This window comes from Corallococcus sp. BB11-1 (genome assembly GCF_026626625.1).
Taxonomy (GTDB): Bacteria; Myxococcota; Myxococcia; order Myxococcales; family Myxococcaceae; genus Corallococcus; species Corallococcus soli.
The window spans coordinates 59189-82312 of the sequence record NZ_JAPNJY010000017.1 but is presented as its reverse complement, the minus strand read 5'-3'; the positions used below and the strand labels follow the sequence as shown (position 1 = coordinate 82312).

The following is a 23124-nucleotide window of genomic DNA, read 5'->3' as shown; positions in this document are numbered from 1 at the left end:
AACTGAATTGTATGATATCAAAGTGAATCGGTTCCATGGGAACGGAGTGTCCCCGCGGGCCCTGCTCACGTCCCTCGTCATCCAAACTGGAGCCATCCCATGCCGAAGACCTCTTCCCCCTCCTTGCGCCCGCTGCGTGGCGCGCTGGCGGGCCTGGCCCTGGTGGCCCTGGCCCCGGCCGCCGGAGCGACCCCGCGGGCCCTGGCGCCGCGCGCCGCCGTGGTGAAGCACACCGGGCACGAGCTGGCCGCGGGCACGCCCGTGGAGCGCCTGGTGGTGAAGTTCCACGAGGGCAGCCGCGTTCGCCTGCGTGACAATGCCCTGGTGGCGCTCGTCTCCGAGCGCTCCTCCTCCGAGCGCAGTCTGTTCTTCGGCCGTGGGATGTCCGAAGCCCGGCTCACGGAGGACCTGCGCTCCGTGGAGGCCCTGCTGGACCGCGCGCCGCGGACCCGGCGCCCGCAGCGGTTGCTCCAGGAAGACGAGGCCACGCTGGAGGCGCGCAAGGCCTCCGGTGAGGCGCTGAGCGGCGAGCAGCTGGCGGACCTCAACCTCTACTTCCAGGTGCCGCTGCTGCCGGGCACCACCTCCGAGCGCGTGGCGGACGTCGTCGCCGCGCTCAACGCGCTGGACACGGTGGAGGTGGCCTACGCCGAACCTCCTGTCGAGGACGCCACGGTGAACACGGGCCTGGACGCGGCGCTGCGGGGCGTGCTGGCCGCCGTCGACCTCCCGCCCACCACGCCGCTGTACACGGCCAATCAGGGCTACCTCAACGTGGCCCCGGGTGGCATTGATGCGAACTACGCGTGGACGGTGGCCGGCGGCACCGGAACGGGCGTGCGCATCGTGGACGTGGAGACGGGCTGGAACCGGTCGCACGAGGACATGCCCGCCCTCTTCTACGTGGGCGCCGCGGGGACCGTCAGCGACCACGGCACCGCCGTGCTCGGAGAGCTGGTGGCGGTGAACAACGCCTACGGAATGAAGGGCATCGCCTACGGGGCCCAGGTGGGCGTCGAATCCCATACCCCGCAGGGCCTGTCGAGCGCCCTCTCCAAGGCCGTCACCGCGGCGGGCCCGGGTGGCATCGTGCTCGTCGAGGTCCACAGCCTGGGCCCCAATGACGGCACGGCGTGCACGTGCAACACCAGCCAGTGCCACTACATCGCCGTGGAGTACTGGCAAGCCCCCTACGACATCATCCGCAACGCCACCGCCAACGGCGTCATCGTCGTGGAGGCGGCCGGCAACGGCAGCGCCAACCTGGATGCCGCCGCCTACGCGGGGCGCTTCAACCGCGCCACGCGCGACTCGGGGGCCATCATCGTCGGCGCGAGCACGGCCACCACGCGCGCGCCCATGTGCTGGACCAACTTCGGCGGCCGCGTGGACGTCCACGGTTGGGGTGAGCGCGTGGCCTCGCTGGGCTACGGCACCCTGTTCGGCTCCGCCCATGGCGTCAACCAGTACTACACGGCCACCTTCAGCGGCACCTCCAGCGCCTCGCCCATCGTCACGGGCGCGGCCGCCAGCGCGCAGGGTGTGGCGCGCGCCAATGGCCGCCTCCTGACCTCCGTGCAGATGCGCGGCCTGCTGCGCAACAACGGCACCGCCCAGGCCGTGGACACCCGCCAGATTGGACCCCTGCCGGACCTGCGCAAGATGCTGCCCAAGGTCATCTCCGGCAATTACTGACGGCAGGCTTCAGCAGGGCAGGGTCACCGCTCGCCACGGGCTGGAGAACGAGCCCGTGGCGACGCGCACCGGTGCTCGTGCTCATCGTTGCTCAATACCCCGGTGCCAGCAATTGGGGCGCCTCCCGGGCCGCCGGCCACCCGGCCGGAGCGACCGTTCCGCCCCAGATCGTGACCGCCGACCACCGGGTTGGCCCGGGCAACCCAGGGCCGTGGTGACGTCCGCGCGCATGTCCGAAGCCTCCTCTTCCTTCCGTGGCCCGCGGGCGCTGCTCCCGCTCCTGGTGCTGTCCTTCTGCCTCCCGGTCGCGGCCCGTGCGGAGGGCACGCCGACCGACGGAGGCACCCCCGCGCCCCTTGCCTCGCCGGAGCCCACGACCGCCGCCCTCTCCAGGGACGCGTTGGCGGCGCTGGAGCAGCGAATCCTCGGCCCGGGCTGCGAACCGAAGCTGCTGGGCGACGCGGCCCGCAGCTTCATCGAGGCGCAGCTCCTCTGCGATGCGCACCTGTCGTTCATCCTCATCCAGGCCACGCTGGACGGGCAGCCGGTCCCGGACACCCAACGCCGGCTCAAGGCCCTTCTCGCGGATGCGCTCGGGCGGGCCCGACGCCCCTTCAACGCACAGAAGGGGACGCGCGTCGCGGGGCACACGCTCCCGCACAGCGTCCTCTACCGGGGCTACGTGCTGCTGATGGTCGCGGGGATGGAGCGGGCCGGGCTGGCGGACGCGGAGTCCACCGCCCTCTTCGACGCACTGGCCGCGCAGCTCGTGGAGGCGCTCTCGCGGCAGCTCCTCTTGCCCAGCTTCGGGCGCACCATCTGGCCCTGCGACAGCGCTCCGGCCGCGGCGGGGCTGCTGCTGCACGGGCGGCTCCGGGGCAACGCGGACTCGCGGGCCGCGGGTGAGCGACTCGTCGCGCGCCTCCTCGAATTGGCGGACCTGCCCACCGGCTTCCCGGCGAAGGTGGACGCGAAGGGGCGCCTCGTGGAGCCCACGCAACGCGGCACCACGCTGGCGTGGACGGGTGCCTTCCTGGGCATGGCCGCGCACCCGGCGGCACGGCGCTTCACGGCCACGCTGGTGGATGGCTACTGCGGCCACCCCGCCGGCAGCGCGCTGCCCCTCGCCGCCTGCCGCGAGTGGCCGCGCGGAGTGAAGGGCCCGGAGGACTCCGCCAGCGGCCCGCTCGTCTTCGGCGGCTATTCGCTGGGCGCGAGCGCGCTGGCCATCGCCGCCACCCGGCTGTCCGGCGAGCACGGGCAATGGCACCTCCACCTGCTCAATGCCGCAAGGGAGATGGGCATCCGCGATATCGTGGATCACCCCGGGAAGCGTCCCCTGGAGGCCTCGCTCCATGGGTGGGGCACCACCGTGCGCCCCTGGTGACGTGAGCGCCAGCCGTCCCCGTGCCGCTGAGAGGCCTGGGACCTCCGTCGCCGCAGGGCGAACGGAGGCTCTGCTACGATGGAACCCATGCGCGCATGGCTGGGTTTCGTGGTCTTGTTCTGCGCCCTCGGCGCTCCGGCCCTGGGCCTCACGGTGGAGGAGGTGCCCCGTCCTCCCAAGGGCTCCTGGACGGTGGACCTCACCAGCACCCGCGTCCTTCAGCCGTCGGTCCAGGCGGAGCTCGAACAGATGGGCACGGAGTTGGACGACCGTGGGCTTGGCCAGCTCATGGTGGTGATGCTGGACACCACGTCGAGCAGGCCCTCGCGTGAGTTCGCGCTGGCACTCTTCAACCGCTGGGGCATCGGTCATCCCGGGCGCGACGATGGCGTGCTGCTCTTCGTCGCGTACGCCGACCGCAAGGTGGAGATCATCCTGGGCGATGGGGTGGATGAACCCGCCGACCAGGAGGCCAGCGACGCGGTGATGGCGCAGGCCATCGTGCCGGGCTTCAAGCGCAACGATCCCAACGCCGCGGTCCAGCTGGGCGCGCGGGGCCTGAGGGAGCTCATCGAGAACTCGCGGCTCAACCATCCCAATGACGCTGCCCCGGAGTCCGTCGCCAGCAATGCCTTCGTCGACAGCCTCTCCGCCGAGGAGGTCCAGGCCCCCCCGCCGCAGGTGACCTGGATTCCTCCGGAAGAGACGTCCACGGAGCCCGGCCTGGGCGTCTTCGCTGGAGGCGCGGGCATGCTCGGCGCCGCGGGGCTGGCAGGCCGTGCCTGGCTCCGCCGCCGTCCGCGCAAGTGCAAGGCGTGTGGCACCCAGCGGCTGCGGCTCGGCGAGGTGGAGGACGATGCCCATCTCGAAGCCGGTCAGCGGGCCGAGGAGTCGCTGGGCTCGGTGGACTACGACGTCTGGTGGTGCGAGCCGTGCGCGGACGTGCTCATTGAACGCTATGGCGCGCTCTTCACCTTCGTCGCGCGCTGCACGAAGTGCAATTACGTGACGGGGAAGCAGAGCACGCGGACGCTGCGAAGCGCGACGTACGATCACGGCGGCGAGGAGGAGGTGACCGTGCGGTGTGGCCACTGCGCCTTCGTGTCCGTCTCGCGCCGCTCCACGCCGCGCCGCACCCGTCCCTCGTCGTCGAGTTCCTCAAGCTCCTCACGCTCCTCGTCCGGAGGCGGGCGCTCCTCGGGGGGAGGCTCCAGCGGAAGCTGGTAGCCGCGTGCCTTGATCCGTCTCTGCACCGGCCCAGCCCCTGAACAGGGACCCCATGTGCCCCATCCGTGTCTTCACGGCGCCAGATTGCTTCAAGGCCGCGGTGAGCACCTTCGTCCAGAAACGGCGTGCTCCGCGTGCGGCTTGTTCGATTTGACCCCGGCCTTCACCAGGCTGGCGTTCCTTGCGTGGCCCCATGGGCCTCCTCGATTACTGTAGGCGTATGAGAACCGTGGATGAATGGAAGGCAACGCTGCGTGCCGCGCTGAAGGACGCACTGCGCACTCGGAATGCACCCGCCACGGCGGTACTGCGGGAAACGCTCGCCGCCATCGACAATGCCGAGGCGCCCGACATGAGCGTCGCGCCTGAATCGGTCGGTGGCGGCATCGCCGGCAGCGCGGGGGGGCTTGGGAGTGGCGAAGTGTCTCGACTGCTCTTGTCCCCGGAGGCGGTGGATTCGCTCATCCAGCGCGAAATCCAGGAGCGTCGCGACGCGGTGGCGCTCTACGTCCAGCTCGGCAAGTCCGAAGAGGCCCGCGTGCTGACGGCGCAAGTGGATGTGCTCCTGGGGCTTTGAGAGGGAGCCCGGCCGTCTCTTTCGGAGGGCTGGGCTTCAATGTGTGTCGAAGGCGGGAGTCAGGAACGCCCGCGCCTGGGCTTCGTCAATGGCCATCTTGCGCGTCATGATGAAAGGCGAGGTGGGACTGGACCATTACGAGGGACGCGGCTGGCGCGGCTTTCACCACCACGCCCCCCTCTGCATGGTGGCCCACGGCTTCCTCTCGCTGCGTCGAGCGCTTTTTCCCCGTGCGGCGCCGCCTTCAGCACCTCCTGCTGCGGCGACTCGGCCGCTGCCCGCTTTGCCTCCGTCTCATCCACGCCCGCGCTCCTCCTCTCGGGCCGTCACGCATCTGATCCGGTAGTACTAGGGCCTGTCCCTGCCTGTCGTGTCTGCCGCGACTGTAGTCCCGAGGCAGTGAGCGCTCGGAGCCCGGTTGACGGGGCTCCGAGCGTCACGCATTGGAGACACATGTCCGATACTTTTTTTGCAGGTCCAGCAGGGCCTCGGCTCGCTTGAGGCGCACCTGGGCCCGGGCCAAATCCTTCACCAGCGCTGCGACGCGCCGGGCACTCGCCCATTGAAACCGGCGGAGGGTCGCCGCGAGAATGCGTCCCCCCCGCACCTCGCGGCGAAGGCCCCCATGCCCCAAAACCTCGCATCCCTCACCGAGCTCTCCACCCTCGAAGCCCTCATCGACGCCGAAGGGGTGGACGGGCTGCTCGCCGCGCTCGACGACGCGCTCGCCCGGACGCCGGCGGACACGCGCGTGCTGCACGAGGACGGCCTCACCGTGGGGCCTCGGACGCTCGGCGTGCTGCGCAAGGCCGTCACCCTCGACGCGGACTTCCTGCGCGAGCACCCCGAGGCAATCTTCCAGTGCCTCTACAACCGGCTGCGCTGGTACGACGCGCCAGACGCCGCGCGGCACTTCTCCGTCACGGGCCAGGGCCCCTGGGACGACCCGGAGGCGCACCTCCACCAGCTCGCGGCCTGGTGGCGACGACAGCGCGAGTCCTCCGGCGGTGCGCCCTGGGTGGAGTCCCTCCTGCCGCTGCGTGGCGCGCTGGAGGGTGCCGACGTGTACCTCTGGCACGAGTCCCAGGTGTTGTGCGCGGCCTTCGATGCGACGGGGACGCGGCTCGCCACCGGCTCGTACTCCGACGGCTCGCGCGCCGACGGTAACAACGTCCACGTCTGGGACGTGGCGACGGGCAAGCAACTCCGGGTGATGGAGGGCCACGAGATGGAGGTGCGCGGGATTTCGTGGAGCCCGGATGGCAAGCAACTGGCCTCGGGCTCCAGGGCGCATGAAGCGCGCGTCTGGGACGTGGAGACGGGAGAGCACCTGCACTTGTTCCGCCGTCAGGAGGGACAGGTGACGTCGGTGGCCTTCAGCCCGGATGGCACGTTGCTGGCGGTGGCCAACCTCGGCTGGCTCATCCACCTGTATGACCTGGACACGGGTGAGAAGGTCCGCACGCTCAAGGGGCACCAGCAGTCCGTGCTGAGCGTGGCGTTCCATCCCTCGGGGCGCTGGCTCGCGTCGGGCGCGTCGGACGACACGGTGCGCGTGTGGGAGGTGGCCACGGGCGAGCAGGTGGCGCGGTTGGATGCGCAGCGCTCCGTGAGCACCGTGGCCTTCAGTCCGGACGGCGAGTGGCTCGCGTGGGCGGACCTCGACGACGTCGGCGTGGCGGAGACGAAGACCTGGCAGCGGGTGCGCGGCATCCAGGGGGGCTCGCGCTACTCCCACGTGCAGTGGCTGGGGACCTCGCGGCTGGGCCTCTTGGGGTACGACCGGCTGGAGGTGCTGGACGTGAAGGACGGCGCCTCGGTGTGGTCGCGTCCCTATTCCTCGGACGGGCACGAGCGCGGCGCGGCCTTCTCGCCAGACCTGAAGCACTTCGCGCTGACGGCCGTCGATGGCGGTGTGCTGCTGAGCCAGCTCGATGCGCCCACTCCCCCCAGGCTCCTCTGCGAGCAGCACCGCGTGAAGCACCTGTGGGGACGGGCCGAGGGAGCCCTGGCCGTCGCGATGCGGATGGATGGCATGCTCGTTATCGATGCCCAGGGCCACGTACGCGAGCCACCGCCCGAGGCCAATGCATCCAACCTGCATGCCTGGCGCTTCAGCGGGAACGACGCGCTGGCCGCCTATCCCGTCACGAGCTACCTGGAGGACGGGTGGCGACGGGGCATCCAGTTGTTCGACCTGACACGCCTCGCACCGACGATGGAGCTGACCGGGAAGCCGCTGGAGGGGCGGGATGCGTCCAGGAAGATGACGATGAAGCAGGTCATGACCTTCTCCCCGGACACGACGCTGCTCGCGGGGACGTTCGAGCTGGGCGTGGTGCGAGTGTGGCGCGTGGCCGACGGCCAGTTGCTCCACACACTCAAGGGCCCCGAGGCCCCTGTCACGATGGTGGAGTTCACCCCGGACGGCGCCTACGTCGTGTCGGGCCATGAAGAGCCTTCCCGGCTCCAGGTACACGACGTGAAGACGGGCCGGCTTGTGCTCGACACGCAGGCCTTGATGAAGCCCGCGGTGGCGTACACGGCGGCCGCGCGCGTGCCGCGCATCGCGGTGGGACGGGCCTCGGGTGAGCTCGAGCTCTTCGACCTGACCGCGGGTTTCCGGCGCGTGCTCCAGGTCTCCGAAGAGCCGGTCATCGCCGCGAGGCTCTCCGAGGATGGCCTGCGGGTGGCCGTGTGCACACTGGACGACCGGGTGCGCCTGTATGAAGCGGACACGGGGCGGCTCATGTACGAGGTACAGCACCCCGCGCTGCCGTTCCTGGTGGCCATGGAAGGGGATGTGCTCGTCACCCGCTCGGATGACCAGAAGACGCGCTTCTTCGACCTCGCCACGGGGGCGCCGAGAGAGGTGCTCGATGGTAACGCGGAGCCCGATGAGGTGACGCGCCGCGCGTACTGGGAGGTGCTCAGCGACGAGCCCGTCGCGTTCCATCGCCGGATGGACACCACGCCCCTGGCGCGCTTCCACGACTCGCTGGAGGAGACGATCATCCTGCGTGACGGGCTCGTCGTGGCGCGCGGACTCACCGTCCCGGACTTCCTCTACGTGCTGAAGCTCCACGACGCCTCGGGCGGAGCCTGAGGCCCGGAGTCACTGGCAGCCCAGATGCCACTGGCGCTCCACGCCGTCGAGCCGCACACGAGGCTCGGCGGCCCTGCGCATCAGCCTCCCCCGCGGACCGCGGCCTCGATCCTGCTGCGGCGACTCGGCCACTGCCCGCTTTGCCTCCGTCCCATCCACGCCCGCGCTCCTCCTCTCGGGCCGTCACGCATCTGATCAAGTAGTACTAGGCGGCGGCCGCCTGCCGGATGCGGGCCTCGGTCTCCGCCGCGCTGGCAATCCAGGGCCAGAAGCGCTGCGGCTCTCCGAAGTTGTCGAAGAAGGTGTCGCCCAGCGCCGGCACCTTCGAGGCGGCCCCCAGGTACTGAATCAGGTGCGCCGGAGGCGGCTGGAGCAGCATGTTCGAGAATCCGGTGATGTACTGGCCCTCGGTCCGCCAGAAGTGCTCGAAGGTCTGCTCCATCCAGTCCGGGGTGAAGGGCTGGTCACCATGCGCGAGGATGGCCTGGGTCACGCTGTAGGCCTGCTTCGACGCGCTGTTCAGGCCCTGGCCCGCGATGGGGTCGTTGAGCATCACGACGTCCCCCAGCCCCATCACGACCCGGCCCGAGGGGAGCCTTCCCACCGGCTTGCGCACCGTGGGCGTGAGCGCGCCGGTGAGCCAGGACGACTCGTCCACGATGGCGGCGTCCTTCAGCCGGTCCTCCACCCACGGTGAGAAGTCGTGCATGACGTCCTTCATCCGCGCCATCACGTCCCGGGCGGTGGCGAGGCCGCGGAAGCGATCCAACCCCTGGCCGGGGATGGCCTCCAGCAGGATGCAGTGCAGGGGGCCGCGGATGCGGTCGAAGTACGGCATGGAGAAGTACTCGCCGTGGCCCGCGGTCAGGAAGAACTTGAGCGCGGGGGAGGGTGTGTCGTGCAGCGGCTTCATGCCGGTGACGATCATCGCCATGAGGTTGCGCTGTGGCTGCGCATGGGGGCTGCGTCCGGCATCCCGCTCGAACAGCGGCGTGAAGCTGTTGCGGCCCGCGGTCACGAGCACCAGGTCATGCCGGGGGGCGAGCGCGTCCAGGGCCTCCACGTCCACGTCGCGCACCACCACGGTGCCGCCGCGCCGCTCGAACTCCGCGAGCCAGCGCGAGTACTTCGCCCGCAGGTCCAGGGCCCTGCCCGCGTTGAGGAGGCGCCCCCGCACGTTGAGAGCGCGCTGCCCGGGGGCCATGCAGATGTCGAGGTCGCCGCCATGGGCGGACGCCCCCGGATCCGTCCAGAAGTCGAGCCCCAGCTCCTGCTCATACTGGCAGGCGCGGCCGAAGAGGAAGGTGGTGGCGGCGAGCCGGGCGTTGAAGAGCTGCTCCGGCGTGCGGTCCGAGTAGACGGTGACGCCGTAGCCCTTCGCGAGCAGGCCGAAGGCAAGCTGCAGGCCCGCCTGGCCCGCTCCAATGATGCCGATGTTCCTCATGGTCCCCCGGGTGTGATGCGTGGGCATGATGCCCTCCCGGGACACTACGCAATGGGGGTGCCGTCCTGGCAATCCGTACCGTGGGATGTGGGGAGGCCGCGCCTGCTTCGCTCATGGGACACCGAGGACCCGGGGACCCTTCCGACCTGCGGGAAACGGAGAGCCACTTTCCTTCCCGCTGTCTTCCTTTGTCTCCTCGGAGCCCGTGCTGCCGCCTTGGGGCACACGCCCGCCCTGAGCACGCCATGCGCCCGCAGGCTCGCCTGTCTACCTGGCGCGGAGAGAGGTTCCCGGCCGGCATCCTTTTTCAGCCGGAGGATGTCCAGCTTGAGGGCGGGGTGCGGAGGTGAACGCCGGAGTGCCAAAGCGCAACAAGAGCTTCTTGCGAGACCACAGCCTGTCCATCGTGTTCCTGGGGGCGTTCTTCCTCTTCTGGGCCGGGCAGAGCTTCGTGGGCCACCACCACGACAACGACGAGCGCAAGGCCCATGGTCAGCCGCCCGTGACCTATGCCCAGTACGTCACGTCCAGTGACTTCCTCGAAGCCACCTTCGAAAACTGGGAGAGTGAATTCTTCCAGATGGGAGCCCTGGTCATCCTGGCTGCCTTCCTCCGGCAGCGCGGCTCAGGCGAATCGCAGGATCCCGACAAGGACAAGCACGAGGAGGACGGTGACCTGAAGCCGATACCGGGCGCCCCCTGGGCCGTGCTGCGGGGAGGCTGGGTGCTCAAGGTCTACAGCCACTCGCTGTCGCTCGCCCTCTTCGGGCTGTTCCTCATCTGCTTCGTCCTCCACGCGTTCTCAAGCGCCGCCGCGAGCAACGAGGAGGCCCGGCTCCACGGACAACCCGAGGTGACGGTGCTGCGGCATGCGGCCTCGTCCACGTTCTGGTTCGAGTCCCTGCAGAACTGGCAGAGCGAATTCCTCTCGGTCGGTGTCCTGGTGTTGCTGTCGGTGTGGCTGCGTGAAAAGGGAAGCCCTGAGTCGAAGCCGGTGAACGCGCCTCATTCGAAGACCGGAAAGTAGGAGCGCCCGGACCGGACGCTCGTACCTCCCGCGAGGCGCCTCCCCCTGGCTCAGAACAGGTTGGCGATGTCCTTCACCGGCTGCGGCGCGGCCTCGGTGCTCCCCAGCGCGCCCATGGCGCCTCCGAAGAGAATGGAGGCCGGGTTGGCGCGGCCCTTGGTGATGGACCCGACGACGCCCTCCGCGACGCCCTTCAGGGTGTTGAGGTAGCCGGTCGCGGCGCCCTCGAGGACCCCCTTGAAGCCCCCTTCCGAGTTGCCCACGCCCGTCAGGACGTTGCTGACTCCCGGCAGGAACCACAGGGCCTTGCCCGCCTCGCCCGCGAACCACTGGAAGTTGTCCTTGTTGCTCCCGTCCGCCTTGACGTGGGTGTCCTTCGTGGTCGGCAGCTGGTGCTCGCCCAGGAAGGAGTACCCCTTCTCCGCGAAGTCCTTGACCATGCCGGCCTCGGTGCCGTGCCGCGCATCGCCACTCTTGGTGATGCCCTCGATGTTGCCGTCTCCCTGGCCGCCCTGGACCTTGTTGGACCGCTCCCCGCCGGTGGCGGCCTTCGCGCTGTCGATGAACTCCAGCACCTTAGCCAGCCGGTAGACGGCGTCGGGGTTCTGCTTCGCGTCCTTCAGGTCGAGCTTGGGGTCGATGCCGGTCTGCTTGCACAGCTGCTCGAACTTGATGTCCTTCTGCCGGCCCAGGCTCTTCAGCACGGGGGTGTCGTTGACGATGTCCGCCGCCGACCGGGTGTCCCCGGCAGGCCGCTTGTCATTGGCGCTCGGGACTCCCGAACCGGAGGCCTGCGGCGCCGGAGCCGCCGTCTGGAACTCCTGGGGGAGGGGCTGCCTCCTGTTGATGACACCCGACTCGAACGAGTCCACCGGGCTGAAGCCCCGCGCGGGCAGGCTCCGGGGGCCCTGGAGGAGCTGGGCCCCCGTGTCCTGAACGGGCCCCGCGGAGAGCAGCTGCCTCGGGTTGACGGGAGAGGACAGCGCCGTGCTCGGACGCAGCATGGAGTGGGAGAGGGCGGTGGTCTTGGCGTTGATCATGGGTCTCACCTGGTTCTGGACAGCGACGCCCTGTCTCATTGCAGCGCGGATGCCATCCCGGTGGGGCTTCGCAACCCGTTGATTTCCCTGGGATGGGATGGCTCCGGGGGCTCGCGTCGGGCGCCCAGGCGGTGACTGCGGTCATCAGGGGAGATGACCCCCGTCACCAGCGGCCCCCTGCGTCCGAGGCCCTGGCGACACGGGGGCTCGATGACGCACGACGCTCTGGACAGGGCGTGGCAGTCCTCGAAGGAGGACCTCTGCCATGTGCCCGCTTCGAGAGCGTCTGCCTGGAGTATGCTCCACTGATTCACGGTTCTTTCATGTCTCAGTGTCCTGACGAGAACGAGCTGGTGGAGGGGGCTCGGGCGCGGCTGTCGGCGGCGGCGCAGGCCCGGCTGGAGGCGCACCTGGATGGGTGTGCCGCGTGCTGCGCGGTGCTGGCCGGTCTGGACGGTGGGCTGTCGTTGTCCAGGCGGGGGCCCCCGCAGGCCGCGCGCCATGGACCGGAGGAGACGCCTCAACCCGGAGCGCGCGTGGGCCGCTATGTGCTGCTGCGGCGCGTGGGCGAGGGCGGCATGGGCGTGGTCTTCGCCGCGTACGACCCGGACCTGGACCGTCAGGTGGCGCTCAAGCTGCTCAAGCCCGGGGTGGTGTCGGACGCGGAGGCGCGCGGACGGCTGATGCGCGAGGCCCAGGCGCAGGCCCGGCTGTCCCATCCGAACGTCGTGACGGTGCACGACGTGGGGCTCGATGGCGACACGGTCTTCCTCGCCATGGAGCTGGTGCGCGGAGGGACGCTGCGCCGCTGGTCTTCGGGGGCGCCGCGACCCTGGCGTGAGGTGCTGGCGCGCTTCCTCCAGGCGGGCAGGGGGCTGGCCGCCGCGCACGCGGTGGGGCTCGTGCACCGCGACTTCAAGCCGGACAACGTGCTGCTCGCGGAGGACGGCCAGGTGCGCGTCGCCGACTTCGGCCTCGCTCGCGCGGGGCCCGTCCCGCTGGCACCACCGGAGTCCGGGGCGGGGGAGGGCCTCGCCCGCGAGTCCCCGCCGTCAGGGGGCAACACCCCCACCGGCACCCCGCAGGGCACGCCCGCGTACATGTCCCCGGAGCAGTGGCGGGGCCAGCATGCGGACGCGCGCAGCGACCAGTTCAGCTTCTGCGTCGCGCTGTACGAGGCCCTCTTCGGCCAGCGGCCCTTCGCGGGCGTCACGACCCGCGAGCGCGAGCAGGCCGTGCGCGAAGGCCGCGTGCTGCCCCCACCCCGCGGCTCGCGCGTGCCCTTCGCCGTGAGGCAGGCGGTGCTGCGGGGACTGTCGACGGAGCCCACCGCGCGCCACCCCTCGCTGGACGCGCTGCTCGCCCGGCTGGAGCCCCGCCCGCGCACGTCCTCCTGGCGGCTGGCCTCGGCGGCGCTCGTCCTCGGCGTCGGGGCCAGCGTGGCTTTGGGCTTCGGCGTGATGGGCGGTGGCGCCACGCGGGTGTGCTCCGGCCTGGAGTCCCGGATGGCGGGCACCTGGGACGCGGCGCGACGGGCACGGCTGGAGCAGCGCTTCCTCCCCGCGGGCGCGACCGGGAACGCCTTCCCGTCCACCGCGCGGGCGCTGGACGCCTACGCCCAGGCGCTGGTGGCCCAGGAGCGGCAATCCTGCGAGGACACGCGCGTGCGGCAGACGCAGTCCGAGCGGCTGATGGACCTGCGCGCGGCGTGCCTGGATGGCCGGCGCCAGGCCCTCCACGTCCTCGTGGACCTGCTCGAAAGCGGTGAGCGCGAGGTCCTCCTCCGGGCCCCCGAGGCGGCGCGGCGGCTTCCCTCCCTGGCCGCTTGCGCGAACCGGGCGGTGCTCGTCCGGGTGGAGCCGCTGCCGGAGTCCCCGGACGCCCGGGCCCGGCTCGCGGCGCTGGGGCGGGAGCTGGACGGACTGCGCGCACGCAGCGCGGCCGGCTTCCACGCGAGCGCGCTGCCCCGGCTGGAGGAGGTGGTGGCCGCCCTGCGGGAGGTGGGGCACCGGCCCCTGCTGGCGCGCGCCCTGCTCCTGTTGGGCGAGACGCGGGGCACCGCCGGCGACTTCACGGCGGCGCGCGAGGTGCTGGAGGAGGCGGTGCGCGTGGCGGCGGCCGGCCACGACGACGAGACGGCCGCGCACGCCTGGAACCGGCTCCTCTACACGGAAGGCGAGGGGCTGGGGCTGGTGAAGGAGGCCCAGCGCACCGCGCGCATGGCGGAGGCGGCCCTCGCCCGGCTGGGGCCCGAGGGCTCGTCGGAGGTGGCGTCGGAGCTGTACCGCTTCCGCAGCGCCCTCGGCTACCGGCAGGGGGAGTTCGCGCGCGCGCTCACCGACGCGGAGCAGGCCCTGGCGCTGCTGGAGGGGGGCGCCCCGGGAGCGCATGACGAAGCCGTCGCCGAGTCCCTCACCGGCATGGGGCGGGCGCTCAACGGCCTGGGGCGCTACGCGGAGGCGGAGCGGCACTACACCCGCGCCCTGGCGTTGGTGGACGCGCTGTACGGGCAGGACCACCCCGTGCGCGCGGTGTACCTCAACAACGTGGCCACCTCGCTGCGGCTGCAGGGGCGGGTGGCCGAGGCGGCGGCGCGGTACGGCGCGGCGCTCGCCGTGGCGGAGCGCTCCTTCGGGGCGGAGCACCCCACCACCAGCGTCATGCGGACCAACCTGGGCGACGCGCTCGTGCAGCAGGGCCGGCTGGAGGAGGCGCTGGTCCACTACGAGCGCGCCCGGACGAGCCTGGGGGGCGGTGGGGACGCCGCGCGGCTGCGGCTGGCGACCGTGCTGCTGAGCCTGGGCAACGCGCGCCTGGACCTGGGCCAGCTTCCGGAGGCGGAGGCCGCCTACCGCGAGGCGCTCGCGCTCCAGCAGGCGCAGCTGGGCCCCCGCCACCCGGACGTGGCCCTGTCGCGCAACAACCTGGGCTCGGTGGCGCTGGATGCGGGCCGCCCCCGGGACGCGCTCGCGCACTTCGAGGCGGCGCGCGAGCTGTGGGAGGCCGCGCTCGGCCCCGCGCACCCGAAGGTGGCCAGCGCCCTGTACAACCTGGGGCACGCGCGGCTGCGCCTGGGCCACGTGCGCCAGGCAATCACCCACCTGCGGGGAGCGCTGGCGGTGCGCGAGAAGGCGCTCGGCGCGGAGCACCCCCGGATGGTGCCGACGCTCGGCCTTCTGGGCGAGGCGCTGCTGGAGGGCGGCCAGCGCCGCGAGGCCCGGGAGCGGCTGGAGCACGCGGTGGCGCTGTCCATGCGGCTGGAGGTGGCCCCCGCGGACCATGCCCGGGCGCGCTTCGCGCTCGCCCGTGTCCTCTGGCGGACGCGAGATGCGCGGTCCCGGGCGCGCTCCCTGGCGCATGATGCCCTTGATGCCTATTCGCGCGGCCTGCCCATCCACGCGCCGCGCGCGCGCGAGGTGCGGGCCTGGTTGTCCACCCACGGCCCGTCGTGAGCCGAGGGCGCTGCCGCAGCCCCGCCCGGAAGGGCGGGTCCATCCCTGGAGGTGGGCCGTGCCGTCCGAGCAGACCGCGTTCTTCCTCTCGCGGGCACCCCGCGCGCTCGTCCCGACGCTGCGGGAGCACCCCGGACTGGAGTCCGTGCTCGCGGGCCTGATGCGCACCGCGCGCGAGGCGTGGCCGGAGGTGGGCCTGGAGGCGGAGGCCTTCCTCGGGCACGTGGCGGAGCGACTGCCCTCCACGGGCGAGGCCGACGGCGGGCTCGCGAGCCTGCACGCGGAGGACCTCGCGCTCGCCTTCACCTGCGTGCGGGGAAGCGCGCGGGCCATCGAGGCGCTCGAAGCGCGCGTGCTGTCCCAACTGGAGAAGTGGCTGCCGGGCGAGGCGCCCTCCCAGGTGGACGAGCTGCGGCAGTTGCTGCGACAGCGGTTGCTCCTCCCGACGGGCGGGGCTCCGCCGAAGCTGGCCTTCTATTCCGGGCGCGCGCCGCTGGCGCACTGGGTGCGGGCCGTGGCGCTGCGGCTCCTCATCGACCAGCGGCGCGCCGCGCCGCGCGAGCAGCCGATGGGGGAGGCCCTGCCGGCCCTGGTGGAGCGGCTGGGGGCGGACCCCGAACTGGCCTTCATCCGCGAGCGACACCAGGAGGACTTCCGCGTGGCCTTCCGCGCCGCGCTGGGCCGGCTGGACATCCAGGAGCGCAACCTGCTGCGGCTGCACCACGTGCATGGCCTGTCCATGGACGCGATGGCGGCCACCACCCGGGCGCCGCGCTCCACCGTGGCGCGCTGGATTGCCCGCGCCCGCGAGCGGCTGCTGGTGCTCACCCGCGAGGAGCTGACGGCGCGACTGGGATTGACGCCGGGCGAGCTGGACAGCCTGCTGCGCCTCGTGCGCAGCCAGCTCGACGTCAGCCTGCGTCAACTCCTGGCGGACTGAAACGTCCGGACGCGTCACCGCCGCGAAATCACGGCCCCGGTGGGACGGAATTCTCAAGCACTCGTCACATGGGAAGAACCGCAACCAAGGGAAACACGGGTCGTCGTGTGTCCAGCGGTGCGTGTCACGAAAAGGAAGACGCCCATGATGAAGTGGAGCCGTTGGAACCTTGCCATTCCTGAAGTGGTCACCCGTCGGTGTGCGCCGCGGGCCTGGGCCGTGCCACTGGCGCTCCTGGGCCTGATGGGGTGTGCCCAGGACGCCGGGGTCGATGAGGTCCTCCCCGCCGCTTCGCAGGACGCGCATGTGAAGGCGTGGGTCCCCGAGACGCCGGTGCCCACCCCGGCGCACGCGCAGGGGACGGAGCACACGCTCTCCATCGACTGGATCCTCCAGGAGAAGTCCGTGGAGGCCCTGACCGACCATTCGGCGTTGATCATCAACGGGCGGGTGGAGTCCACGCGCTACGACGTCATCCGCACCCACGCGCAATCCAAGACGGAGGGCGCGCCCTCCGGCGAGGCGGGCGACCTCTACACCGACCTTCCGGTGACCATCGCGACGGTGCGGATTGATGACCTCGCGCGCTCGTCGCGGGAGCTCCAGGCGTCCTCGGGCGGCGTGCTCGCGCAGGGGGCCACCGTGGACGTCATGTTCCCCGGCGGCCTGCTCGCTGACGGATGCCTGCTCGCGCCGGAGGACAACCCGCTGCCGAGGACGGGGGAGCAGGCGGTCTTCTTCCTCACGCCGCAAGAGGGGGCCAGGCCCCTGGCCGCGCAATCACTGAAGGGCGTCTATGCCGTGACGGGTGGACCGGTGGGGCGCGTCCTCGTGCAGGGCGGCTTCGTCCAGGGCTCAGGCTCGACGCATCAGGCCGCCGCGCTCCAGGAGCACGTCGGCGGGCCGGTCACCGCGCTGCTCGAACGGGTGGGCGCCCGCGCCCGGGCCGTCGAGTACGTGCGTCCCGAAGCGCGCGCGGCCCCCAGCGTGGAAGAGGCCCCCCGCGGGCCGACCGCCCAGAGCTGGTGCGGGGTCCCGCTGTTTGGCTACAAGTGGTGCCGGTACCCCACGAACGTCAGCTACACGGACTTCACGACCACGCGCTGGCCGGTGGGCGACGCGATGAACGCGTGGATGTATACGAGCATCTCGAATGGCCTGTATCTGCACTGGCGTGGCAGCGGCTCGTCCGACGTCATGGTCTACGAGAACTGGTACGGCACCAACGGCTGGTACGCATACACCTGGAACTACGCCTCGGGCGGCTGCATGACCGGCAGCATCGTGAACATGAACAACACGTATCACGCGGGCGCGTACCACGCGAAGAGCGTCGCGGTTCACGAGATCGGACACACGCTCGGCATCGCGCACCACTGGGATTGCAATTCCATCATGTATTCAAGCCCCACCGTCTGCGGGTCCGCCGTCACGTCCTGCGACGCCCAGGTGGCGGCGGAGATGTACCGGTACTGAGTCACCGCTGAGCACCGTCGTGGACCCGCCCAGGTGTTCCAGGACAACGGAGCACCTGGGCTTCGCGGCCCGTTGAGTTTCCAGGGGGCAGCCGCCGGGGTGCCGAGGGATTCCGGCTACCGCTCACAGCGGCTGATCTTGGAGACGGTCATCGTCAGGGCATTGGCGAAGCCGTGGGCGTAACAGCTCTCATGCCAGGACTGGGCGATCAGCGGATCATTGACCTGGGTGGGAACGCGGGTCATCTGGAAGAACCAGCGGGTCTCGCCGCCATTGAGCTGGGGACCATCGCGATCCTCGTAGTTGCGGGCGTAGTTCTCGAAGGTGATGCGGTCCGCTCCGCTCTCCGCGACCACCCCGCCCCAGTGGTACTCCCACACCGGTGCACTGTAGACAGGCGGAGGAATGAGCACCGCCGGTCGGGGAGCCACCTCGTCCCGCATCCGCATCCAGTTGCGGAGCTGGGCATCCTGATAGCGCTCCATGGCGCCCACCGAGTACGTCTGGAACGCGTCACCCACCCGTGTGTCCGCATAGGCATTGAGGCCCAGACGGAAGAGGATCTGCTCGAAACGCGCGCGGAGCGTGGGGCCGTTGAGGTTGACGCCGTTGAGCGTCATGGGCGCATGGGCGCGGACCCGGTTCACCAGCCGGCCATAGTTGAGGCCGATGGGGCCGTAGTAGCCCGCGAGCGCCGCCATCTGGGCATTGGGTGTAGTGGCCCCCGCCAGCGCATGCTGCAGCCCCACCTGATAGTCGTTGACCGCGAGTTGCCGGGCCGCGGCGGCGTTGGGGCCCTCTCCCTGTCCATGGAAGAGGAACGTGGTGATGAGGACCGCCAACCGGAAGGGAATGTCGCCATGGGCCGCGTAGGCGGGGGACCACCCTCCAAGCTGCCAGCGCGGCAGATTGTGGAAGAGCTGATTGCCGGACTGCTTGAACTTCGCGGTGCGCTGCGGGTCCTGTTGCTCTCCCATGACCTTGCCGGAGATCTCGTTGCAGTTCTGCGCGACGGAGGGCACGAGCTGCCCGTTCTCGGACATCATCACCTGGAACAGTCGCTTGGGGCCCGGGCCGCTCAGGAAGGGCAGACAGCCCGGCTGCGCTGGGGGGCCGATTTCGAGGTAGCACGGCCCGGGGATCTTGGCGATCCGATACCTGGAGCCCGCGGACTTCAACGCGCGGTTGCACCGGCTGATGGCTTTGTCCGTGGCGAAGAAGTGCTTGGCCTGCTCGTGGTGGGGATCGGTGTCTTCGATGGCGAGTTCGTTGTCATCCGAGACCCGGAGCGCGACCTGGTTGTTCGCCCGCACCATGACGTTCGTCGACCCAGCGTCGAGGAGGAAGGTGTCCGGGCGCGTCTTCAGGTGGGGGTGGGGCTGCACGCCGTCCCGCTGCGTCTCGAAGGTGGCGTTGTGGAGGTTGACGTCCTGGGCGACGAACTGGGCGTTCGGGATGACGTGGTACGCCTGAAGCGCGGGAGTGGGTGACGCCCACCGGCCCCCGCTCGCCCCCGGAGCCGCGAGGTGCGCGCGCTCCCCTGCGAGGGCCCGTACCGCCAGGGCCTCGGCCTCTGCCTCCAGGGCCTCATCCACGAGCAGTCCGGTCCCGCCGTTCCCATGGGGTGCGCGCCCCGCGCGCTGTTGCAGCACATGCACCAGCTCATGCGCGAGGATCCGGGCCCCGCGAGCCGAGTCGAGCTCCAGTGCTCCCGGAGCAAAGAGGATCTGCTCCCCCCAGCACAGCGCCTGGGCCCCCAGCCTCGCGACCAGGGGGTGCTCGTGCAGGCGCACCCCGCCCAGCTCGGCCCCGAAGGCGCGCTCGAACCGGACGCGCAGCCGGTTCGGGAGTGCCCAGCCCCGAGCGCAGGCCTGCGTCAGGAGCGCGGGGGAGATCCAACGGTGCTGAGCGTCCAAGATGCGTGCTCCCAGGGTGTCGGGTCATGTCCCGTGAAGGACGCATGCTACACCCGGGGCTCCCAGCTCACGCGAGCGTCTGAAGACGGGCCGCACCTCAAGCTGGCCCTCAGCAGTCCAGCCGCTCCTCGCGATTCATCGCGCCGCTCTGACCCCGTTCGACCAGGGGAGTCACGCACCGTAACGAGCAGGAACTGACGGGCATGATCGGCGCCCCTGAAAAGCTGCGCAAACGGCTCCTTCGATTCGTCGAGACGGGGGGCAACTGGGACGATGCCAAGAGCTTCCTGCCTGCCGGTGTTCCTTCAAACACGATGCATCCATTGTCGTGGCCCGCGCCCGGCCCCGGCTTGATGAGCCAGCCCCGTGTCGCGTCCGGAACCCGGGGCTGACGCCTCCTGCTCAGTCGCCTGCGTGCTGTGACGTACGGTGGATGGAGGTCCGCCCCTCGCGTGAAGGCGTATGCCCCGCGATGCGGGAACAATGCCCAGGACCAACGCCACGTGAAGCAGCGGCTGGCGAAATGGCTTCAATTCCACAGCCGGTCCGGATGGTGGGACGACGCACTTCCATTGAAGCAGGATTGACTGCGATTCTAGCTTTGATGGGATTCAAAACCAGGATCTCCTGGAAGGGGGCTTCTGATGCATCGGATGACGAATCAGGTGTGGGGCTGGCTGGGCGTGGCGCTGCTGGGGCTGCTCGGCTGCGGCAGCAAGCTGGAAGGGGAGTCGCTGGAGGCGTGGGGCACGGAGGAGGCGGGTGTCGCCGCGCTGGCGCCGAAGAAGGTGATGCCGCTGGGCGACTCCATCACCCAGGGGGCGGCAGGGCGCGCCAGCTACCGGTGCCAGCTCTGGCGGAAGCTGACCTCCAGGGGCTACAGGGCGGACTTCGTGGGCACCCTGACGACGGGCTACCTGGGGGAGAACACCTGCACCTCGGTCTGGTTTGATCGCGACCATGAGGGCCACTGGAGCTGGCGGACGGATCAGGTGCTCGCGAACATCTCCGCCTGGGCCGCGAGCACGCGTCCCGACCTGGTGCTCATCCACCTGGGCACCAACGACACGTACCATCACCAGACTGAGGACAGCACCGTGTCGGAGCTGGAGCAGATCATCGACCGGCTGCGCGTGGTGAACCCACGGGTGAAGGTGTTCCTGGCCCAGATCATCCCCACCTCGAGCGTCCTGGCGTCGCTGAAACTCCAGTCCCTCAACCAGCGCCTGCCCTGGCTGGCCGCGGCCAAGAGCACGGAGGACTCGCCTGTCTACGTGGTGGACCAGTGGACCGGCTTCACCCCTTCGACGGACACGTATGACGGGGTCCATCCGAATCTCAGGGGTGAGGAGAAGATGGCGGAGCGCTGGTACCAGGCCATCCGCGACCACCTCTGACGTCGCCAGCGTCCGAGCGCGCCGACCCGCGGCTCCCGGCCGGGCATCAGCCCCCGCCGCGTGGCCGAGCCCGCGGGGGGCGTCAGCTCATCTTGAGCCACGGTGAGGGGAGGGGACGCCGCGGGTGGACTTGCGCGGTGCTGCTGCACAGGGCCTTGGCGGTGGACGTATTCGCCTGCGGGTCGGGCTCCGGCCCTATGGAAGGCGGCGGACGAAGTTGACGATCTGCGGGGTGCCTGTCGGGAGGTCGGCGAACTCGCCCCAGGCGATGGTGACCTGCCCCTGGGCGTCCAACTGGAAGGAGGGATGCAAGGCCCCCCGCGTCGCGGAGGACACGCGGACGGGCGCGCTCCAGCTGCTGCCTGTCCAGCGTTGGAGGTAGACGTCGGACACCATGCCGGGCCCATCCTCGTCCCAGGCCACCACCGGATTGCCGGAGGCGTCGAGCCGCAGCGTCGTGTTGCGCAGGTGGGTCGCGGGCTCCTGCGTACCCAGCGCGCCTCCCAATGGCTCCCAGGTGGTCCCGGTCCAGCGTCGTACGTAGAGCCGTGACACGAGCCCACCCTCTGGCTGGTACTCCGCCCAGGCCACCACCGGGTTTGCTTGCGCATCAAGCGCCAGCGAGGCCTTGCCCGCGGACGTCTCCCCATCGAGCGCGTCGAGGGGGCCTCCCACGGGCTCCCAGCTGTCGCCGGACCAGCGCCGCACGTGGACCCGACGCGGCCCGGGAGGGGCCGCCGTGTCGTCGGTGTACTCGGTCCAGGCCACGAAGGGGGTGCCATCCGCCGCGAGTTGGAGCGAGGCCCAGATGGCGTCGGTATCCCCAGCTTCGGCGCTGAGAGGCTCGCCCAGGGAGGCCCAGCCGGCTTCCGTCCACCGCGCGACCCGGATCCCCTGCGGGAGCGAGCCGCCGCCTTCTTCCCAGGCCACCACCGGCTGGTCCTCCGCATCCAGTCGCAACGACGGTCCGTAGGCGTCTCCGTTCGTCGGGCACAGCGGGGTCAGCACCTTCGCCCACGTCTCGCCGGTCCACCGCTGCACGTGGATGCAAACCGGCCCGTCCTCGCTCCTCTCGCTCCACGCAACAACGGGATGATCCGTGGCGTCGAGCTGGAGCGACGGATCCCTCGCGGGCGTCCAGCCCTCGGAGGCCCACAGCGGGAGGCCGACGGGGACCCACGACTGCCCCGTGAAGCGCCAGACGTAGACAGACGAGTTGCCGGACTGGGAGCCTTCGCTCCAGGCCACCGTCGGCAGGCCCTTCGCGTCGAGCTGGAGCGACGGATCAAAGTTGGAGGACCCGCCGCTCGCGTCGAGCGGGGCCTCGAACGGAATCAGCCGGGTGGTCACCCAGCTCCACTCTCCGCTCCGCCACGAGAGCAAGTTGCCCGCCCGGTCCGTGACGGGGGCGAAGTAGAGGAAGTCGACCGCGTAGTGCAGCGTGCGGACGTAGCTGGGAGATGGCTGAGGGAGCGGCTTCAGGGTGAGCACCGTCCCGTCCGGGGACAGCGTGCGATCCGGCGTGATGCGCTTGAAGTTGCGGGTCATCCACACGCTCGACTCCAGCGTCTCGGGAACGATGGGCTCGGAGAAGACGGCCTGGATGGGGGCGTCCTCCGAGACATCGCTCGCGCCGGCCTCGGGGGTGCGCAGCGCGAGATGGGGTGGCGTCCGGTCCACCACCACCCGCCGGGAGCTGCTCAGGAAGGACCGGGTCCCCAGATGCGCCCGCGCGGACAGGGCGTGCTCGCCTTCCTCGAAGGGCCCGGTATCCCAGTCGAAGGCATTGATGCCTCCAGTCCGCGAGGTGACGAGCAAGCCATCCACGAGCACGTCCACGCGGTCCGGCAGCTGTGGACCGCCAATCTCAAGATAGGCGCGCAGCTGGGCCTTCACGTAGGTCACTTCGACCGGGTCCTGCTGATGCGAGTCCCCGGGCATGATGAGCCGGACGGACAGGACGACAGGCTCTCCCGCGTCGGGCTCGGTGCCCGCATCAAGGTCGGTGCCCGCGTCATGCTCCAGGCCCGCATCGGGGGCGTTGCCCGCATCGGGTTCGCCTCCGGCGTCCGGCTCCTGGCCCGCGTCAGGCGCGTTGCCCGCATCGGGTTCACCTCCGGCGTCCGGCTCAATGCCCGCGTCAGGATCGGTGCCCGCGTCGAACAGCGCACCCGCGTCACGAGGCGGCTCACCAACGCTCGCGTCCGCCGTGCTCCCTGCGTCCCGGGGGGCCCCACCGCCATCTTCGGGGAAAGGCCCCTCCGAGGGCGAACACCCCACCATCAGGAGAATCCCCAGCACCCCGATCAGCCTACGCATTCGCATTCCCCCCCAGTTTGGGCACACGCCGTCTTCCGGTCCCGGATGCCCTCGGGGAGCATACGCCCGCGGCCCTGGGATCGGGTCGTTCCCGCGCCCATCTCCGGGCAGGAGCCAAGGC

The 23124-nt window shown here is 70.7% G+C and carries 14 protein-coding genes and 1 pseudogene; 11 read left to right on the top strand and 4 right to left on the bottom strand.

What is annotated here, in order from left to right; translation table 11 throughout:
• The first annotated feature begins 99 nt into the window (after positions 1–99).
• From OV207_RS14755 to OV207_RS14730, 6 genes and pseudogenes are all read left to right on the top strand, one after another.
• On the top strand, positions 100–1695 hold the full coding sequence (locus tag OV207_RS14755) for a S8 family peptidase (RefSeq protein ID WP_267555886.1): 1596 nt from the start codon (positions 100–102) through the stop codon (positions 1693–1695).
• Between the two features lie 229 nt (positions 1696–1924).
• Complete coding sequence (locus OV207_RS14750; protein ID WP_267555885.1) at positions 1925–3082, top strand: hypothetical protein; 1158 nt, start codon at positions 1925–1927, stop codon at positions 3080–3082.
• An 87-nt stretch (positions 3083–3169) separates the two neighbouring features.
• A complete protein-coding gene (locus OV207_RS14745; RefSeq protein ID WP_267555884.1) occupies positions 3170–4309 on the top strand; it encodes a TPM domain-containing protein in 1140 nt (379 codons plus the stop codon).
• A gap of 220 nt (positions 4310–4529) precedes the next feature.
• A complete protein-coding gene (locus tag OV207_RS14740; RefSeq protein WP_267555883.1) occupies positions 4530–4886 on the top strand; it encodes a hypothetical protein in 357 nt (118 codons plus the stop codon).
• A gap of 109 nt (positions 4887–4995) precedes the next feature.
• Positions 4996–5232: pseudogene (locus OV207_RS14735) on the top strand (IS701 family transposase); the annotation flags it as partial.
• 279 nt (positions 5233–5511) lie between these two features.
• The gene (locus OV207_RS14730; protein ID WP_267555882.1) at positions 5512–7992 is read left to right on the top strand and encodes a WD40 repeat domain-containing protein; all 2481 of its coding nucleotides are present in this window, start codon (positions 5512–5514) and stop codon (positions 7990–7992) included.
• Between the two features lie 205 nt (positions 7993–8197).
• On the opposite strand, the gene OV207_RS14725 is transcribed toward OV207_RS14730, so the two are convergent.
• Positions 8198–9463 (bottom strand): styrene monooxygenase/indole monooxygenase family protein, encoded by a 1266-nt coding sequence (locus tag OV207_RS14725; RefSeq protein ID WP_267555881.1) that lies wholly within the window; start codon positions 9461–9463, stop codon positions 8198–8200.
• A 331-nt stretch (positions 9464–9794) separates the two neighbouring features.
• Between OV207_RS14725 and OV207_RS14720 the strand changes: the two genes are divergently transcribed.
• Positions 9795–10463 (top strand): DUF6766 family protein, encoded by a 669-nt coding sequence (locus OV207_RS14720; protein ID WP_267555880.1) that lies wholly within the window; start codon positions 9795–9797, stop codon positions 10461–10463.
• A gap of 50 nt (positions 10464–10513) precedes the next feature.
• Here the strand turns inward: OV207_RS14720 and OV207_RS14715 are convergent, their stop codons facing one another.
• Positions 10514–11503, bottom strand: coding sequence for a hypothetical protein (locus tag OV207_RS14715; protein WP_267555879.1), 990 nt, complete (start codon positions 11501–11503; stop codon positions 10514–10516).
• Positions 11504–11826: 323 nt separating this feature from the next.
• Between OV207_RS14715 and OV207_RS14710 the strand changes: the two genes are divergently transcribed.
• From OV207_RS14710 to OV207_RS14700, 3 genes are all read left to right on the top strand, one after another.
• Complete coding sequence (locus tag OV207_RS14710; RefSeq protein ID WP_267555878.1) at positions 11827–14955, top strand: serine/threonine-protein kinase; 3129 nt, start codon at positions 11827–11829, stop codon at positions 14953–14955.
• 58 nt (positions 14956–15013) lie between these two features.
• The gene (locus OV207_RS14705) at positions 15014–15895 is read left to right on the top strand and encodes a sigma factor-like helix-turn-helix DNA-binding protein (RefSeq protein WP_267555877.1); all 882 of its coding nucleotides are present in this window, start codon (positions 15014–15016) and stop codon (positions 15893–15895) included.
• A gap of 219 nt (positions 15896–16114) precedes the next feature.
• Positions 16115–17371, top strand: a complete 1257-nt coding sequence (locus OV207_RS14700) for a matrixin family metalloprotease (RefSeq protein WP_267555876.1) — start codon at positions 16115–16117, stop codon at positions 17369–17371.
• A 116-nt stretch (positions 17372–17487) separates the two neighbouring features.
• Here OV207_RS14700 and OV207_RS14695 read toward each other — a convergent pair whose 3' ends face one another.
• Complete coding sequence (locus OV207_RS14695) at positions 17488–19287, bottom strand: DUF4157 domain-containing protein (protein WP_267555875.1); 1800 nt, start codon at positions 19285–19287, stop codon at positions 17488–17490.
• A 653-nt stretch (positions 19288–19940) separates the two neighbouring features.
• Between OV207_RS14695 and OV207_RS14690 the strand changes: the two genes are divergently transcribed.
• Positions 19941–20684 carry an SGNH/GDSL hydrolase family protein gene (locus tag OV207_RS14690; protein ID WP_267555874.1) on the top strand — a complete coding sequence of 248 codons (744 nt, stop codon included), beginning with the start codon at positions 19941–19943 and terminating at the stop codon, positions 20682–20684.
• A 195-nt stretch (positions 20685–20879) separates the two neighbouring features.
• On the opposite strand, the gene OV207_RS14685 is transcribed toward OV207_RS14690, so the two are convergent.
• Complete coding sequence (locus OV207_RS14685; RefSeq protein WP_267555873.1) at positions 20880–23003, bottom strand: Ig-like domain-containing protein; 2124 nt, start codon at positions 23001–23003, stop codon at positions 20880–20882.
• Between the last annotated feature and the right edge of the window lie 121 nt (positions 23004–23124).